At 49.4% G+C, this 17,026-nt stretch carries 15 protein-coding genes; 2 read left to right on the plus strand and 13 right to left on the minus strand.

Annotation, left to right across the window (positions count from 1 at the left end; genetic code table 11):
* Positions 1–21 precede the first annotated feature (21 nt).
* The 8 genes from UM181_04835 to UM181_04870 form a co-directional block, all read right to left on the minus strand.
* On the minus strand, positions 22–1,389 hold the full coding sequence (locus UM181_04835; protein ID WQC63931.1) for an aspartate aminotransferase family protein: 1,368 nt from the start codon (positions 1,387–1,389) through the stop codon (positions 22–24).
* A gap of 1 nt (position 1,390) precedes the next feature.
* On the minus strand, positions 1,391–2,155 hold the full coding sequence (locus tag UM181_04840; protein WQC63932.1) for a TIM barrel protein: 765 nt from the start codon (positions 2,153–2,155) through the stop codon (positions 1,391–1,393).
* 18 nt (positions 2,156–2,173) lie between these two features.
* Positions 2,174–3,298, minus strand: a complete 1,125-nt coding sequence (locus UM181_04845; protein ID WQC63933.1) for a zinc-dependent alcohol dehydrogenase family protein — start codon at positions 3,296–3,298, stop codon at positions 2,174–2,176.
* 40 nt (positions 3,299–3,338) lie between these two features.
* Complete coding sequence (gabT, locus tag UM181_04850) at positions 3,339–4,625, minus strand: 4-aminobutyrate--2-oxoglutarate transaminase (protein WQC63934.1); 1,287 nt, start codon at positions 4,623–4,625, stop codon at positions 3,339–3,341.
* 80 nt (positions 4,626–4,705) lie between these two features.
* On the minus strand, positions 4,706–5,950 hold the full coding sequence (locus UM181_04855) for an ABC transporter substrate-binding protein (GenBank protein ID WQC63935.1): 1,245 nt from the start codon (positions 5,948–5,950) through the stop codon (positions 4,706–4,708).
* A 101-nt stretch (positions 5,951–6,051) separates the two neighbouring features.
* The gene (locus tag UM181_04860) at positions 6,052–6,948 is read right to left on the minus strand and encodes a carbohydrate ABC transporter permease (GenBank protein ID WQC63936.1); all 897 of its coding nucleotides are present in this window, start codon (positions 6,946–6,948) and stop codon (positions 6,052–6,054) included.
* A complete protein-coding gene (locus UM181_04865; protein ID WQC63937.1) occupies positions 6,948–7,898 on the minus strand; it encodes a sugar ABC transporter permease in 951 nt (316 codons plus the stop codon). Before UM181_04865 ends, UM181_04860 begins: the two co-directional genes overlap by 1 nt.
* The gene (locus UM181_04870) at positions 7,898–9,055 is read right to left on the minus strand and encodes an ABC transporter ATP-binding protein (GenBank protein WQC63938.1); all 1,158 of its coding nucleotides are present in this window, start codon (positions 9,053–9,055) and stop codon (positions 7,898–7,900) included. The genes UM181_04865 and UM181_04870 overlap by 1 nt, the downstream gene beginning before the upstream one ends.
* Before the next feature lie 185 nt (positions 9,056–9,240).
* On the opposite strand from UM181_04870, the gene UM181_04875 reads away from it, so the two are divergent.
* Positions 9,241–10,167: a LysR family transcriptional regulator gene (locus tag UM181_04875; GenBank protein WQC63939.1), complete on the plus strand. Its 927-nt coding sequence runs from the start codon at positions 9,241–9,243 to the stop codon at positions 10,165–10,167.
* A gap of 25 nt (positions 10,168–10,192) precedes the next feature.
* Here UM181_04875 and UM181_04880 read toward each other — a convergent pair whose 3' ends face one another.
* The 4 genes from UM181_04880 to UM181_04895 all read right to left on the minus strand — a co-directional run bounded on the left by UM181_04880 (position 10,193) and on the right by UM181_04895 (position 14,456).
* Complete coding sequence (locus tag UM181_04880; GenBank protein WQC63940.1) at positions 10,193–11,281, minus strand: helix-turn-helix domain-containing protein; 1,089 nt, start codon at positions 11,279–11,281, stop codon at positions 10,193–10,195.
* Between the two features lie 15 nt (positions 11,282–11,296).
* Positions 11,297–12,604 carry a uroporphyrinogen decarboxylase family protein gene (locus UM181_04885; GenBank protein ID WQC63941.1) on the minus strand — a complete coding sequence of 436 codons (1,308 nt, stop codon included), beginning with the start codon at positions 12,602–12,604 and terminating at the stop codon, positions 11,297–11,299.
* 146 nt (positions 12,605–12,750) lie between these two features.
* Positions 12,751–13,803: an inorganic phosphate transporter gene (locus UM181_04890; protein ID WQC63942.1), complete on the minus strand. Its 1,053-nt coding sequence runs from the start codon at positions 13,801–13,803 to the stop codon at positions 12,751–12,753.
* Positions 13,803–14,456, minus strand: a complete 654-nt coding sequence (locus UM181_04895) for a DUF47 family protein (GenBank protein WQC63943.1) — start codon at positions 14,454–14,456, stop codon at positions 13,803–13,805. Before UM181_04895 ends, UM181_04890 begins: the two co-directional genes overlap by 1 nt.
* A 160-nt stretch (positions 14,457–14,616) precedes the next feature.
* Here UM181_04895 and UM181_04900 point away from each other — a divergent pair, with 160 nt between their 5' ends.
* Positions 14,617–16,098 (plus strand): PLP-dependent aminotransferase family protein, encoded by a 1,482-nt coding sequence (locus tag UM181_04900; protein ID WQC63944.1) that lies wholly within the window; start codon positions 14,617–14,619, stop codon positions 16,096–16,098.
* Positions 16,099–16,328: 230 nt separating this feature from the next.
* Here the strand turns inward: UM181_04900 and urtE are convergent, their stop codons facing one another.
* A complete protein-coding gene (gene urtE, locus UM181_04905) occupies positions 16,329–17,024 on the minus strand; it encodes an urea ABC transporter ATP-binding subunit UrtE (GenBank protein WQC63945.1) in 696 nt (231 codons plus the stop codon).
* Between the last annotated feature and the right edge of the window lie 2 nt (positions 17,025–17,026).

Genomic DNA, 17,026 nt, shown 5'->3' on the forward strand with positions numbered 1-17,026 from the left:
TAAACAGCGCTGAACATGCCCCTATGCGCAGGGCGCAACGGCAGCCAGGCCCTGTTCAATAATATCGAAGGCTGAAAACAACTCGGATTCTGTAATGGTTAAGGGCGGGCAGAGCGTCAGCACGCAGCCACCGCCAATTTTATAACTCAAACCATGTGACAGCGAATGGTATAAAATATCCTCGGCAGCTTTAAGCGCCGGTTGGTTATCAATCCGCAGCTCAATGCCAAAAAATAAGCCCAAGCCCCGTATATCATGAACCAGCGGATATTTAGCTTTGATCTCTAAAAGCCGCTCTAATCCACGCCGCCCCAACGCACGCGCGTTTTCAATAAGCCTATCCTCAAACAAACAGTCAATCGTGGCCAAAGCCGCCGCGCAACCAACCGAAGATTTTTCATGCGTATAATGGCCCAAAGCCCGATCCCCCGTTACGTCCAGATCTTCTCGCACGAGCAGCGCCGCCATCGGGAAAATACCTCCACCCAGCCCTTTTCCGATCACCAGCATATCAGGCACCACGTCGAAATGCTCACAGACAAACATTTCTCCGGTACGGCCAATCGCGGATGGAATTTCATCAAAAATCAAAAGAATGCCATGTTCATCGCAAATGTCACGGACGCGGCGCCAATAATTCTTGGGCGGCAATTCAACGCTCGTCCAACGCATGGGTTCGGCGATCAAAGCCCCAATATCACCTTCCATTTCTATCACATATTTTAAGTAGTTTAGGCAGCCCTCATGCTGCTCATCTTGGCAATTGAAATGGCATTTTCCGCGCGTTGGCGGTGGAATATGTTCACAGCCCGGCAAAAGCGGCCCAACATCCTTCCGGAACAGGCTTTCCCCGCCAATCGAGATGGCATCCAGTGAGGCACCGTGAAAGCTTTCCCACATCGAAATGGTTTTGTGCCGCCCGGTCGCGTAGCGCGCCAGTTTTAAGGCCATGCCGATTGCATTGGTGCCGCCAGGCGCGAATAACATTTTATTAAGCTGCCCCGGCGCCAATTCCGCTAAACGACGCGCCAAATCAATTGCCGTTTGGTTTGTGTAGCGACGCGGACAAAATGGCAACGTATCCAGCTGCTCTTTAATCGCGTCAACCACTTTGGGATGGCCATAGCCAACTTGATGCACGCTGTTTCCATGAAAATCCATGATTTGACGGCCTTGGGTATCTTCCAAGTAGATCCCGTTGCTATGCGTCAAAACGTTCAAACAGGGGCTCGATAACGATTGATGCAAAAAATACTGCGCGTCTTGTGCAAGCAGGTCTTGGGTTGAGGCATCAATATGGGCTGCCGACCAAGCCGCTCTTTGAGGCGATAGGTTGACATCGCCCTCCGACACGCTGGCTTTCGGTTTTAAGGAATATTTTTGCGCCATTTTAACCGCCCAATGTTGAAAATTGATCCCGCCAGCTCAAGCCTGCCTCTGTTTTGGATTTGGGGCGGTATTCGCATCCAAATGCCCCTTGATATCCCAAAGCTTGAAACTGAGGCAGTAAAACGCCGTAGTCAAGCGCCCCTGGAAACGGTTCGGCGCGCTGCTCTGCCGCTGCAATTTGAATGTGACCAATTTTATCGACATAGCGTGAAAAATGTTCCAATAGATCACCGCTTTGGATGAACACATGGTAACAATCAAACATAATTTTTAACCGCGGATTGTTGATCGCGTCCAGAACTTGGCCCGCCTGCGCAAGGGTCCGTAAAAAATACCCGGGCAATTGTTCTTCACATACCGGCTCAATCACAATGGTTAAAGTCGAATGATCCAGCGCATATTCGAGATTTTCAACAAAGGTCTCGAATGCTTCTGGCGTCTGCTCACTGAAGCCTGACAAAATATGCAACGCCTTGGCTCCGATCTCTTGCGCAAGCCTCGCCGCCTCCCGAATGTCGTGTCGCGCGATGTGCTGACGATCTGGAATCGCAGCGCAACCAAAACTGGGGCCCATGCGTATATTCATACTGTTCACGGGCAGCCCAACCTCTTTCAACAGAGATTTCAAATCACCCAGATCTTCAAAATGCGCTTCATCGTGCAATTCAACCGAGTGGAACCCGTATTTTTTGGCGCTCCGTATCCGGTCCAAAAACGGCAGCTCTTTCCAAAGATATCCCGTATTTGCAGAAAAGTTAAACGCCATTAAGCTTTCCCCCTAAAGCTAAGGAATCAGCACTTCGCGCACAGTTTTTGCATCGGCAAGGCGATCCATCGCTGCATTTAAATCATCAAACCCGATCAAACGCGACATCAATTTATCCACTGGCAGGCTGCCGTTTTGGAACATGTTCAAATAGCGCGGAATGTCTCTTTTTGCCACGCAGCTGCCCATGTAAGAGCCTTTTATGCTGCGCTCTTCAGCGGCGATTTTCAAATGCGATAAAGTAATCTCGGCCTCCGGGCCAGGCATTCCCGCCGTCACAGTCGTGCCCCCCCGGCGGGTGATATCATAAGCCATCTGCAAAGCACGGTTTGACCCTGCCGTCTCGATGGCGATATGCACACCCCCTCCGGTTAAAGCAGCGATCTGCGCCTGAACATCCGCATCCCCCGCATTCAGCGCGTGATGCACGCCAAGTTCGCGCGCAAATGCCAACTTCTCTTCGCTGAGATCCAGCGCCAAAACCTTCCCAGACCCAATCGCTAAAGCCGCCAAAACCGCGCTGAGGCCAACGCCGCCAAGCCCAACCACCGCGATAAATTGGCCCGGTTTCGCCTGCGCTGTATTAATCACCGAGCCCACACCGGTCACCACGCCGCAACCAAACAGCGCCGCATGTTCAAAGGGAACAGATTTATCAATTTTTACCAAAGCTTCTTCGGGTATAACCGAATATTCGGCAAAGCCGGCCACCCCGGAATGATGATGAATCCGGGTGCTGCCCTGCCGCAATCGCGTTGTTCCATCCTTTAAAACAGCGTTTGCATTGGCAATCGTTGCAGGTTCACATAGTGCCGGTCGGCCAACGCTGCACATCTCACAGCGCCCACAACTGGCCACGTAAGAGGGCACTACGTGATCGCCCACCGCAAAGCCTTGCACATCTTGGCCTATCTCTTCCACGATCCCCGCCGCCTCATGCCCGATCACAATTGGCATTGGTTTGGCGCGCTCTCCGGTGATCGCAACAAGATCGGAATGGCACAAACCTACGGCCTTAACCTTAATTAAGACCTCCCCGCGCTTTGGGGGATCTAACTCAACCTCTTCTATGCTAAGCGGTTTGCTGACGCTGAACGGCCTTTGTGCCGAGGTGGTTCTGAGAATGGCGGCTTTCATTTTCATGCGCATTTTCCCGTCATTTTATATGGCCTATACGCCAAGATCACGCCGTGGCTTCTTCTAAGCACGCTTCCAGGATGTCTAGGCCTTCTTCTACCAGTGAAAACTGCGCTGACAGCGGCACCAGAATACGAATGACATTGCGTGTTGGGCCCGCCGTTACCAAAATAAGACCCTTCTTTAGAGCGATTTCGGCGACTTTGGCCGCCAACGCTCCATCGGGGGTGCCACTGGCACGATCCGTCACCAGCTCAATCGCGTTCATACAGCCAAGCCCGCGCACATCGCCAATACATTGCAACGAGTTCTTAAGCTTCATTTTTTGCAAGCGAGAGTCGATTAGCTCACCCATTTTCAAGCCTTTATCCAACAGGCCTTCTTTCTCAATCACGTCAAGCACCGCCAGCGCAGCAGCGCAAGCCATCGGGTTTCCGCCAAACGTGCCCCCCAATCCGCCCGGGGGCACTGTATCGATGATAGAGGCTTTGCCCACTATGCCCGAAATCGGCAAGCCGCCGCCTATGCTTTTGCCAACACAGGTGAGATCCGCACACATTCCGAAATGCTCAAAGGCAAACATTTTGCCGGTACGCCCGATCCCTGATTGAATTTCATCTGCCACCAAAACGATGCCATGCGTATCGCAAAGCGCCCGCAGATAGGTGAGAAACTCACCCGAGGCGATATTGTAACCGCCCTCGCCCTGCACCGGCTCAACAAATATAGCGGCGATCTGATCTGGTGGACAATCGCTTCTGAATAATGTTTCAAAGGCCTGCTTTGTATCCTCAAGCGTTATGCCACGAAACGCATCCGGAAAAGGCAGGCGAAAAATTTCACCCGGGAATGGCCCGAAACCCTGCTTAAATGGGACCATTCTGGCACTCAGCGCCATGCCCATATAAGAGCGCCCGTGATACCCATTGGTAAAGGTAATCAGCGCCGGCCGTTTCGTATGATAACGCGCCACCTTTATTGCGTTTTCAACGGCTTCCCCCCCTGCAGAAAAGAACATTGATTTCTTTTCAAAATCACCCGGATACAGCGCGTTAAGCCGCTCGGCTAGGGCGATGTAACTTTCATAAGGTGTGACTTGAAAGCAGGTATGCGTCAGGCTGTCTAACTGATGCTTAATGGCAGAAACAACCTGCGGATGGCGGTGGCCAATATTCTGACAGCCAATACCGCCACAAAAATCTATGTAGCGTTTGCCTTCAACATCCCAGATTTCGGCATTCTCTGCTTTTTCAGCGATGAAGGTAGAAGAATACGCGATTGCTCTGGCAACAGACTTGTCGCGGCGACCTTCGATTTCGGTATTTGTTGTCATGATATAAGCCCTGTAACAACCTGTTAGCCAAGATCACCGGGCTCTTGGAGGCCCGGAGATCTTATCTGTTTAAAGACTGATTATTTTGGAAGCAGGTCGTTGACCTCTTCAACCAGCTCTTCTTGAAGCTCGGCCATATCATCAGATTCCCCCGTCACGATGGATTCCATACCATCATAAAGAACCTGCGTGATGGCCAATCCGTTATCACCCGGATAGGCGATCCAATCGCGCAGCAACCCAGATTGCTCAACCGCTGTGTATTTATTCGGGTTTTGCGCATAGAAATCAGTCAAAAGATCATTTGCTGCTTTGTTGGGTGGGATATAACCCGTCGTTTCCGCAACCAATGCCGCGCCAACGCCCGATGTGGCAAATTTTACAAATTTCCAAGCCGCATCGATTTCTGCTGGATCTTCAGAGGTTGACACCATCATAACCGAGTTGCCGCCCGCAGGAAGGCCCATCGGGGTTTGGCCCATGCCAGGGTATTTACCCGTTTTAAGTTCAAAATCACCCTTCGCGCGTTCAATCGCACCAACCGCAGATGTTGACCAGAAATACATCGACACCTCGCCCGAGTTAAAGGGCACGCCCGCATCGCCAGCAGACAGGTTTGGCATATCACATTCGCGGAACAGCTTTTTCATCTGCTCAAGCGCTGCCAAGCCGGCTTCACCGTCAAAATTGACTTTGCCATCTTTCAAGATAGGCTCGCCTTGGCTCCACATCAACGCTTGGAAAAACCAGTTGCCCGTGACGCTCCAGCCCCACCACATGGGTGTTTTATGACCCGCTTTCATCAATGTATGGCACGCGGCAATGACCTCATCCCAAGTGGCCGGAAGCTCTGTAATGCCAACTGCATTGAGGTTATCCATATTGTAATACCCAACCGGCAGTGATACCGAATAGGGCAGGCCATACACTTCGCCGTTGAATGTGCCCAGGTCTAACATCGCTTGATGATAGCCATCTTTTGCGAAATCCGCTTCCGCGGCAATGAACGGTTCAAGCGATTTTGCAATGCCTTTCTCAACCAATAATGCCTGACGGTTCAAACCCTGAAAGGTCACATCTGGCAAATCTCCAGCGACGGATTCGCGCAAAATTGTGTTGGTTCCATCTTCATAATTTTCATAGGTCGCCCGAAATTTCACATCAATATCTGGATGCGCTTTTTTGAACTCAGGTATGAGCCGCTCCATCGTCACATCAAACAACGAGGAATAGGCATACCCTACCTCGATTTCAACGGCTTGGACCGGTGTCGTCAGAACGCTGGTCGCCAAAGCAAGTGCAGAAAATTTAGTCAAGTTCTTCATCTTTACCTCCCAAATTATAGGAACCTTTTGCGCGTGTTACGCTTGTAGCTCCTCGTTTAAACCGGGCCGGCATGCAGCCAAACCGGTATCCCTAAAAATTCTCATTTCATTCCCGTCATCGTGATCCCTTCAATGAACCGCCTTTGGGCGAGCAGAAAGACGATCACCAAAGGCAAAACAATCACGGTGGTTGCAGCCATCATCGGGCCATATTCGTTTCCATCCATGTCTGATTTAAACATCCGCAAGCCCAAGGGCGGTGTCATCAAATCTTTATTCCCAGTGATCACAACGCGCGGCCAATAATAATCATTCCAATGCGCCACCACTGAAAAAATACCAAAGGCAAGCAGCGCGGGAATGGCCGTGGGCAGCATCACCTGCCAAACGATCGAAAATTCGCTCATCCCATCCATGCGCGCGGCATCGATCAAATCATCTGGCACGGTCATGAAAAACTGCCGCATCAAAAAGATGCCAAAAACCGAGATACTCCAAGGCACGATCAGCGCCGCATATGTGTTGGTCAGCCCCACTTTTGCAAGCATAATATAAAGCGGAAGGGCAATCGCATGCACGGGGATAAGCAAGCAGAAAATGACCATCCCAAACACCACATTGCGGCCCCAAAACCTGAGCTTAGACAGCGCGTAAGCACAGGGGAGGGCAATGATCACCTGAATTAAAAATATGCTCACTGTGACAAAAACGCCATTGAGCATATAACGCACCAAGGGCGCTTCTTTGAACGCGGCCGTGTAATTGTAAACGATCGGCCGCATCAGGCAGTTTTCTTCTGGATTGCCCGCCTTAACGCAGCGGTTATCGGTCATGATTTGTTGCGCCCCGAAAAACCCACCAGTGTTGGTTTCAATCTCGGACGGACTTTTCAGCGAATAAGACAGCATCAGATAAAACGGCAATAAAACCACAACCGCTCCGGCAAGCAACAAACTATGCTTGAAAAACTCTCCCAGCCAATTTGTATGAATAGACATTAGTAATGCACCTTCCGATTGACGAAATACACCTGCACCAATGTCAGGATCAAAACGAAGATAAGAAACACAATCGTGATCGCAGAGCCCATTCCCAGCAGGTTCTGTCGTACGCCTTTTTCAAACATGGCATAGACCATCACATAGGTTGACTTTGAGGGGCCACCTTCCGTTAAGGCCTCCACCGTATCGAAGACTTGAAAGGATCTGATCGACGAAATGGTTATCACGAACACATGCGTTGGTCCCAGCATCGGCCAGGTAACAAGTTTGAACCGCTCCCAAGCGCTGTCAGCCCCATCCATTTGCGCTGCCTGATATAGCTCTCTTGGCACCGACGTGAGCCCTGCAAGATAGAGCACCATATTGAAACCAAAGGCCTGCCATATGCCAATAAAGGCGATCGTGCCCAGCGCATATTGCCGATCACCGAGCCATAGTGGAAATTTCTTTTCGCAGGCCGAGCCATACCAACTGTCCAGCGGATCATAGCCCAACCAAGAGCCCGAGAGCAGCGCATAGATCGCGGATTTATCGCAACCAGAGCGCAAGATATCATTTACCACGCCAACGATTGGGTTGAGCGCAAATTCCCACACGATCGCCATCGCAAGCAATGTGGCCATAACGGGAAGGAAAAAGATCGCCTTGTAAAGCTCCCCCCCGATGCGCAAACTTGAAATGAGAAGCGCAGATCCCAGCCCCAATGCCACAGAGATCGGCACCACGAGCAAAACATAGGTCAGCGAGGCTGTGAACATTTTGCTATAGCTGCGGCGGCTAAACAGTTTTTCGTAATTTTCCCAACCGATCCAATTAAAACCGCTATTGCCTAGGCTATAATCTGTCATCGACAATGCGGCGGCTACAAAGACGGGCGCGATCAGAAGCAAAAGCATCAAAAAAATTGCCGGACCAACGAACCAATAATGTGCTTTCGAGCGCCCCATCAGGCTAGCTTCCCAGAGCTGGCCACATGGTTAAAATCCAACCGCCGCCCATCAGCACCAAAGACCAAAGGTTTGCCCGGCACGGGGGCGCAGTGAAGCGTATCGCCGGGCTTTTGAGGCGTTGCCGCCAAAGGTTGGGCCCGTATAATGATGGCGCTTTCGCTGCCCTCTTGCGTAACGTGAAAGAACACATCCGAGCCAAGATTTTCCTTATAGGTCAATTTGCCGGACAAGCTTTGCGCGGCCCCCGCGTCGGTCAACGTTAAATGTTCGGGCCGTAATCCCACAGAAACGGGCCCCGGAGCGGGGTCGGCAAGCACCCCGCCCAAGCTCAAACCAGCGCAGGTGATATGTCCAAATTCATCGCAATGACCTGGAAGAATATTCATTTTTGGGCTGCCAATAAATTCCGCCACCCGAATATCCTGAGGGTTTTGATACACCTCTTCAGGGGATCCCAATTGCAGCAAATCTCCATCCATCATCACCGCAATGCGATCCGACATGGTTAAGGCTTCCGCTTGGTCATGCGTTACATAGATAAACGTGGTTTTGAGCTTCTTATGCAACGCCGATAATTCAGCGCGCATATGCACCCGCAAACTCGCATCCAGATTTGACAAGGGCTCATCCATCAAGAAGGCCGCCGGGTTGCGCACCATCGCACGACCAAGGGCAACGCGCTGCCTTTGCCCCCCCGAAAGCTGGCCTGGTTTGCGCGCCAAAAGCGGCTCAATCTTCAGCGTTTCTGAAACGATTTGAACTTCTTTTTCAATTTGCACCATTTTGGATCGGCGGCTGGGCAGCAAATGCCCCAATAGGGGAAACCGCTCCCAAAAGCTCAGATCTCTCAGCCGCAAGGGCGTCATAAGATTTTGACGAACTGTGAGATGCGGGTAAAGCGCATAAGATTGGAACACCATTGCCAAATCGCGCAGGCTGGGCCGTGTTTCATTCACGCTAACGCCATCGATAGAGACATCACCGCTGGATTGCGTTTCAAGGCCCGCAATTATTCTCAGCGTTGTCGACTTACCGCAACCGGAAGGGCCCACTAAGGTGAGAAACTCCCCATCATGTATGTCTAAATCCACACCATTTATTACAGACTGACCACCATAGGATTTGGTCACGCCACTTAGCGCTATTCCGGCCACTTGTTCCCCCCTTTACTTAGCTTATGCGCCGTTTACGGCTTCTGTATTCAAGCTAGGCAGCAATCATATTACAATCGCGAATTATTTTTTTCAGTGCCATGCATCCACAACAAGACCAACGTTGCAATTGATTCTATTATTTGTAAAATAATATATAAATTAATTTAATATAAGGATTTATTATATTGTTACCCTATAGACAACTGAGTTACGCAGTGGCCGTTGCCGATCATGGTGGGGTGCAAGCGGCTTCGGAAAAAATAGCAATTTCACAACCCGCATTGAGCAATGCGGTTCAAAAGGTAGAACAAGAATACGGATTGAAAATATTCATCCGAGACCGACCGAATAAACTGGCGCTGACCTCGGTGGGGCGGCGGTTTATCGCGCAAGCCAAACGGCTTATCGAAAATGCCGAAGAATTTGAAGATTTGGCTAAAAACCTGAGCAAAAACTCCAGCGGCACGATTCAACTTGGATGCTTCACCCCCACCGCAGCCTTTATCATTCCAATCATTTTGCAGGCTTTGGAAACCCGCGGGCTTGATATTTCTTTACAAATTCATGAAGCGGATTTGGATGAATTAAACACGTTATTGGTACAAGGCACGATTGACGTTGCTTTGACGTATAATATGTTTCCCAATCCCTCGATTGAGTTTGAAACCCTAATCGAAGAAAAACCTTATGTTATGATCGCGCGCAATGATCCCTTAGCATCAAAAAAATCAATTGCGCTTAAAGAGCTGGTTGAAAAAGATATGGTGTCTTTAAACTTACCCCTGACACAGCAATATTTCTTATCGTGTTTTTCGCAGCATAATCTACGCCCCAAAGTCAGACATCAAACCAAATCCTACGAATTGGTGCGCAGTTTGGTGGGTGCCGGTGAAGGCTATGCGATTATGATCATGCGGCCTGTCACAAATAGGGCCTATAATGGCACAGGGCTGGCCTATATTCCCTTGGCGGATGACGTGCCGCCTGCGCAATACGGGCTCGCCATCACTAACCGGGCGATTCCCACAAAGCTAATCGAAAGGTTTTCGGAAATATGCCGGGACACGTTATTACATGAAAAAGCCGCCGATCATTATTTCGTACGGCGTTAAATAAGCCCAAGACCGTGAGAGATATTTAGAAGATATTTTCCCGTAAATATTTCAACCCACCACGCGGGGTTCTAAAATCACGCGGCGAAACGCCAAAAAGTTTTTTAAAGCTTTTTGAGAAATTATTCTGGCTTTCAAAGCCACAGGCCAGTGAGACCTCGGCCAAAGAAAGTTCAGATTGCTCTAACAATTGCCGCGCCCGCTCCAGCCGCAATTCTTTAAAATATCGACCGGGAGAATCAAACCCATACCGCGCAAAAATCCGTTCGAGCTGTCGCGTCGAAATGTTTAGCTCATCTGCTATTTCATCCATGCCAATCGGGCGTTCTATATTCTCAACCATCATCGCAATCGCTTTTTGAATACGCCCATTCGCGCAGAGCATCGCGCTGCCATTCAACAATTGCAGCGCATTGCCGCTGCGCCGACTTTGCAGCAGAAAATGGCTTCCGATTTTTTGCGCGATGCTTGACCCACAATGGTTTTCTATAAACGCAATGGCGAAATCAAGCGCAGCCAATTCTCCTGCGCAGCTTGTGCCGCGTTCGCAGGTTTCGAACAAAACATTCAAAAAATCGATGGCCGGGAAATTTTCGCGAAGCAGCCCAATGGTTTCCCAATGTGCGACGCATTTATCAGCTCTAATCAAACCCGTAGTAACAGCAAAGGCATTGGCAGCGCCCAAAGCCACAAACGGCACAGAGGTGGCCGCCAGTTTTCTGAGAAAGGTTTGCAGCGCTTTTTGAGAGGTTTTATCAACCTCTTGGCCGCAGGCAAGCATAACAAAATCGGGCCGGTTTTTCACATCACCATGGGCCAAAACGCAGTTTGAAGGTTTTTCACAGGCCAAACGGATGCCCGCCGTGGTCAGCGGATCCTGCTCCAATAAAGAGACCCTTTCGAGATCAAACCTATCGCGTCCAAGAATTTTATTGGCATGCATAAAAGGGTCCATGATTGACGCGACGGTGGTTAAAGAAACACCATCAACGACCAGAATCATAATCTTACATTTTTGATAAACCCGTTCTGCAACCGGCCGCATCTGCTGTGACGCATCAGCAGGGCGGCCAACTTTTTGAGTGGGGTTTTGATCAAAATTTGGAATATACATTGGGATAAACTCCGCTTAAATCATCGCTCGGGCCAGTTTAGGGCATTCGAAAACCTGCCCGATTATCAACCGCACCAGATCAAATTCGGTTTCTCCATTTAAATCCTCAAAGTACAAATGGCTGGGCCAAGGCTGGTCCACGAAGTTATTTTCGGGCAGATCAATGGCCTCGCATACCGCCTTGATGGCCGCGACATACTCACCCGCTGCGGTTTCAAGATTTATTTTTGCGAGTTCAAGATCATCGATGCTGTTCCTGTCAACTTCACAAGACCCGATCCCAGTTGTCAGCGGAATGTTGCGCGCCAGCGCTTGATCCCGGTAAAAGGAAACATCGACTTTATCCGCTTCAAGGCGCATCATAAATTTCTGACAGACGCTGACCTTTATATCCGTCAATTCATTCAAATCAACTTTGGCTGTGGCCACTTGCTGCTTGCTCTGCCGCCGCGAACTGCGCACTTTATTTTTGACATTAGCAACATAATCGCCGCGATAATTACAATCAAAAACCCGCCCCCCCCAGAGATCGCCGTTATCCATCCGCTGAATGGATCGGATCGACATTGTTTTGCAATTTTCAGGTCCGATAAAAAAGGGCGAGCCGGACGCATCGGAAAGCTCAACCCAGCCATTTGGAAATACAGAAAAATGATGCTCAATCCACGGCACCAGCACCTTGTCAGCCAAATGATCTAACAACTTATTGACATGATCGGGATCGTGTAAAACATCCGCCAAAAGCGGCTCTTGACCATAAATATCCGCCGCCAGACTATAAGGCGCTGAAATCTGCAACAGCGGCTCCATCCCGGTTAGCTCTTCGGTAACGCGCAAAATATCATCAATTATTTTGGGAATCCCAGAGTTAAAATCGGGCGTTTCCAACTCAAAACAATTGTCTTTGTTGATCAAGGCATGATCCGGATCAGATCCGGGCGGAAATTTATCCGGATACATCATTTTCTGCCCAAGAACCTCGCAGGAAAACGCGTAAAGCGCCCATGTAATATATAATTTATTAACGCCTAAAAGCCGCGAAACGGTTAAATTGGCGCGCACATAACGATAGGGATCCGTTTTGTAATACTCGGCGGCTCTAATCCCATAGATATCATGCAAAATCGCCAAGGCGAGCATATGCACCGACGCGGTGGCATGCACCTCATCTGTGGGGGCGAGGATTGAAAAATTTTGATCAAACTCCCCCGCGATTGCAGCGTCAAACACATCTTTAATTTCTGTCTTCGCCGCTGCCTCCCCAGCCTGCCAGCGCTGCAAAAGCGTTAGCCCCTGCGGATAAGAATATGCGTCTAAATCCATTACATTTCTCCGCCTGCTTAAGATCCGGTCAACCTATATTGAAAGCCGCGACTGCGGCTTAACTTCACCTTAGTAAGCATAAGAGTGGGCACATCAAATAGACCCATTATAAAAAATTCAATAGATCCAATATAGAGGGATTTTTGTTATAAAACAGTAAGACCAAAAACGTTTTGAAGAAAGAAAAGACCCATGAAACAAACGAAACAAGCTAGAATGGGCGTTACGATCCAGCCAAAAACAATCTTTCCAAGAACCATCCATCGAATGGCGGATAAACCCTGCAGAATCGAAATACCAACCACCGCCCCCACCAGCGCCTGAGAGCTTGAAACCGGCACCAAGGGAATTGTTGGTAACCCCATATTGGACAGCCAAGCTTCTAGGCCGCGTGATGCAAATATAAACAGTACAACCGAATGCGAAATCACCGCGATCAGCGCGGCTGTCGCAGACAGATTGCCAAGCTGGTCTCCAACCGTCATCATAACTTTTTTAGAATAGGTAAACACGCCAAGCGCGATCGCCAATCCCCCTAAAAGCAAAAGCTGCTGCCCCGAGCTGAACACAAATGTACCAATCGTCAAAGGGGGTATCGGTTGTACGGGTATGAACACTCCAACCACATTTGCGATATTATTCGCACCCAAAGAATAGGCACCCAATGCGCCGGCAAGGATCAACGCAATGCGCTTATACGCATCCGCAAAAACCATATGAACCGACAGGCGTTTTGCGCAGAATTTAAACGCTTTTATGAGAATGATCGCAATTACCCCCGATAAAATCGGGCAAATGATCCAAGTGCTTAGTATTTTTGTTAAAACCACGCTATCGGTGGGATTATTCGAAAAGAAATTCCACCCTATAATAGCGCCCACAATCGCCTGGGATGTGGAAACGGGCAAACCGGCACGGGTCATCGAAAACACCGCAAGTGCCGCTGATAACGCCGTCATGAAGGCGCCGGGCAAAGCAGAAATAGCGCCTAATTTCCCGAGCGTATGGGTTGTGCCCGCCCCGGAAATTACCGCACCAAGGACAACAAATAATGAGCAAATGATCGCCGCAGACCGCCAGCTGAGCATTTTGGTGCCAACCGCTGTGCCAAACACATTAGCTGCATCATTTGCACCAAGCGCCCAGCCCAAAAACAAACCGCTTGATAGAAACAAAAGAACAAGAGGGTCAAACAGCATCAGCTTTGTCTTTTAACCGCGTAAATCGTCAACCGGTCTGCCACATCCTCGGCCTGATCCGCGATGGCATCAATGTGATCCACAAATTCTCTTAAGTGTATTTTCTCAGAAAGCCCTAACTCTGAAGAAAAAATTTGTTTTTTCAAAGCATAACTAATTTTATCGGCTTCTTTTTCATACAGCGTAACCTTAGCATTATAGCTCGACACCAAATGCGGTGATCGAAAGAATACCCGGCACCCGGCGGCCAATTCATCAACCGATTTCACAACCATATTCGTTAACCGTCTATACCCGGCATTTAAATCTTTATGAATCTCCGGAGTTTCCACTTCAAAAGCCCAAAGAGAACTTTTGAACAGCGAAAGGATTTCATCGGCGGTTTCGATCAACCCCAAAACGTCACCGCGCGAATCTGGTATCAGCAAGTTCGTATAAAGCGCATGTTCGATCTGCCGCCTTAAACTATCTGCCTCTGTTTCTTTCGCGCAAACATGCTCTAGACGCGCGGTAAATTCTTCTGAAACACCAGCGCGTAAATACCCGCGGACGGCCAGCCGATAGATGACAGCAGCTTCCGACAATTGATCAAAAAACTTATCTACCTGCGACTCAAGTTCTTTTGTTCGCCGAAAAAGCCTAGCACTTATCATCAGGTTAAACCTGCCTTTCTGGGGTTAACATTAATCCGCCTGCTTTGCGTGCTGGGCTTAAAACGCGCCGGCACTTTATTTTTTCCGCCATTTATGCAGAAATTGGGACTTGCGAACAGACCCAATTTAGAGGAATTTATATACCCAATAGGAAAGAAATATGGTAAAATCAGCAAAAGGGGCGTTATTGGCAACGCTGCAAATCGACAAAGGGTCGACAACGCCGATCTATCGACAGCTCGAAAACTTTCTCAGGCGTCTGATCTTAGAGGGCAGCTTGCCTTCCAAACAAAAACTTCCATCCACCCGCGAATTGGCCGAAGAACTGGGCGTTTCGCGCATCACCGTAAAAACCGTTTACGAACAATTGATTTCGGAAGGCTATGCAGAAGCTAAAACGGGTGCCGGCACGTTTGTTTCCGAAGGCTTGATCCCTGAAAAGCCACTGTCGCAGCAGTATGAGAAAACCGGCCCAGCGCTACAAGCGCAACAGTTTTCTGAAATTGCCGAAAAGATAAATGAATCCAAAGCCAGTGCCCGGTTTGGCTCAACCCTCGCGTTTCGGCCCGGCGTGCCCGCCTTGGATAAATTTCCGATAAAGCGCTGGAACAAATATATGGCTGCGGCGCTGAGCCAAGAGGACCGGCGCAATTTAAGTTATGGCGAATTTTATGGATCTGAAAGTCTTAGGAAATCTATCGCCTCGCATCTTGCAGATTCGCGCGGTATGCAAGTGGATCATGAGCAGATCATCATCACATCTGGCGCCCAACAGGCCTTTGTGTTGATTTCGCTTATCTTGTTAAAAGTAAGTGACACGGTTTGGTATGAAAACCCCGGTCATATAGCGGGACGCGATATCATGTCTTTGGTCGGGGCGACTATTGCACCGATTCCAATCGATAAAGAGGGGTTGGATTTAAGCCATGCCATTGCCCGCTATGCAAAACCTGCGCTTATTTTCACCACGCCCTCACATCAGCAACCTTTGGGTATTACGATGTCATTGCGGCGGCGTTTAGCACTGCTGAAATACGCCGTCGACAATAATGCTTGGATCATTGAAGATGATTATGACAGCGAATTTCGCTATCGGGGCCGCCCGCTACCAGCGCTGAGCGCTTTGGATAAAAATGGCCGGGTTTTATATGTCGGCACATTTTCAAAATCACTCTGTTCAGCCGTGCGCCTGGGCTATGTGGTGATCCCCCATTGGTTGCGAGAAACCTTCGCGCACACACGAAACATTTTGGGCCAAAGTTCTTCGCCATTAACCGAACAGGCACTTTCACAATTTATAAATGAAGGCCGGTTTGCCGAACATATTCGCAAGATGCGCCGGCTCTATCGCGACCGTCGAGACATGTTACTAAATTGCCTTCTTGAAAACTGCTCGGACAGCCTGATCCCGCAGCAAAGCGATGCAGGAATGCATATTTTAGCAGATTTAAAACATGGGATCGAAGATCAAACAGCCCATAAAGCCCTGCTTGCGCATGGTATCGATTCGCTTCCATTATCGGTTTATTGCAGCGAGCCAATCCAAAGATCGGCGCTGGTGTTAGGCTTTTCAGGCGTGCCGAGAAAAGCGATGCCACGATTAACAAAGAAATTGGGGGAAAAATTACGAAGCTTGCATTAAGGCGTCCTGTTTGGCGGTGTTCGACCACGCTCATAGGGCGCTTTTCAGCCCAAGTAAGTTGTAGAAATGTCCACTGGGTTTTTACGCAGCGCGGGCAGAGGCTTTATAAGCCGCGCAGGGGGCTGGCTTGGGCATTCGCAGATAAACCGCCCCCGGCGTATTTGGCCAATCCGGTTCCTTGTTCAAGCCCTCAAGCGCTTTAAGCAAAGCAAGGCTTAGCCCAGCTGGCATTACACGGTGACATTTGCCAACACATCCTTGCGCGTGACCTCAGATTTTTTAGCCGCCATGGTCACCCGGCCGCGTTTTAACGTATAAAATCGGTCTGCAAGACTGAAGGCAAAATCAAAATATTGCTCCACCAAAATGATCGCCATATCTCCCTGTTGTTTCAGCAGTTCAATCACCTCACCGATTTGGCTGATAATATTGGGCTGTATGCCTTCGGTCGGTTCATCTAAAATCAGCAATTTGGGACGGGTAATCAACGCGCGGGCAATCGCCAATTGCTGTTGCTGGCCGCCCGATAGATCGCCCCCCTTGCGCGCTTTCATTTTCTTTAAAACTGGAAACATTTCGTAAATATGATCGGGGATTTGTTGATCTTTGGGCGGCAAACAAGAATAACCGGTCTGTAGGTTTTCTTCGACGCTCAGCAATGGAAAAATATCGCGGCCCTGTGGCACATAGGCCACCCCAGATTGGGCGCGTTTAAAGGGGGTCAAACGGGTTAAATCCTGCCCATCCAATTGAATATGGCCAGCCGCCACCGCATGCGCGCCCGATATGGCCCGCATCAAACTGGTTTTGCCCACACCATTTGTTCCCAAAACGCAGGTTACCTGGCCTTTTTGAGCCTCCAAATCGATATCATAAAGGATTTGCGACTTCCCATAAAACAGATTGATTTTTGAGGTCTCAAGCATCG

The organism is Alphaproteobacteria bacterium US3C007, assembly GCA_034423775.1.
GTDB lineage: Bacteria > Pseudomonadota > Alphaproteobacteria > Rhodobacterales > Rhodobacteraceae > Thalassovivens > Thalassovivens spotae.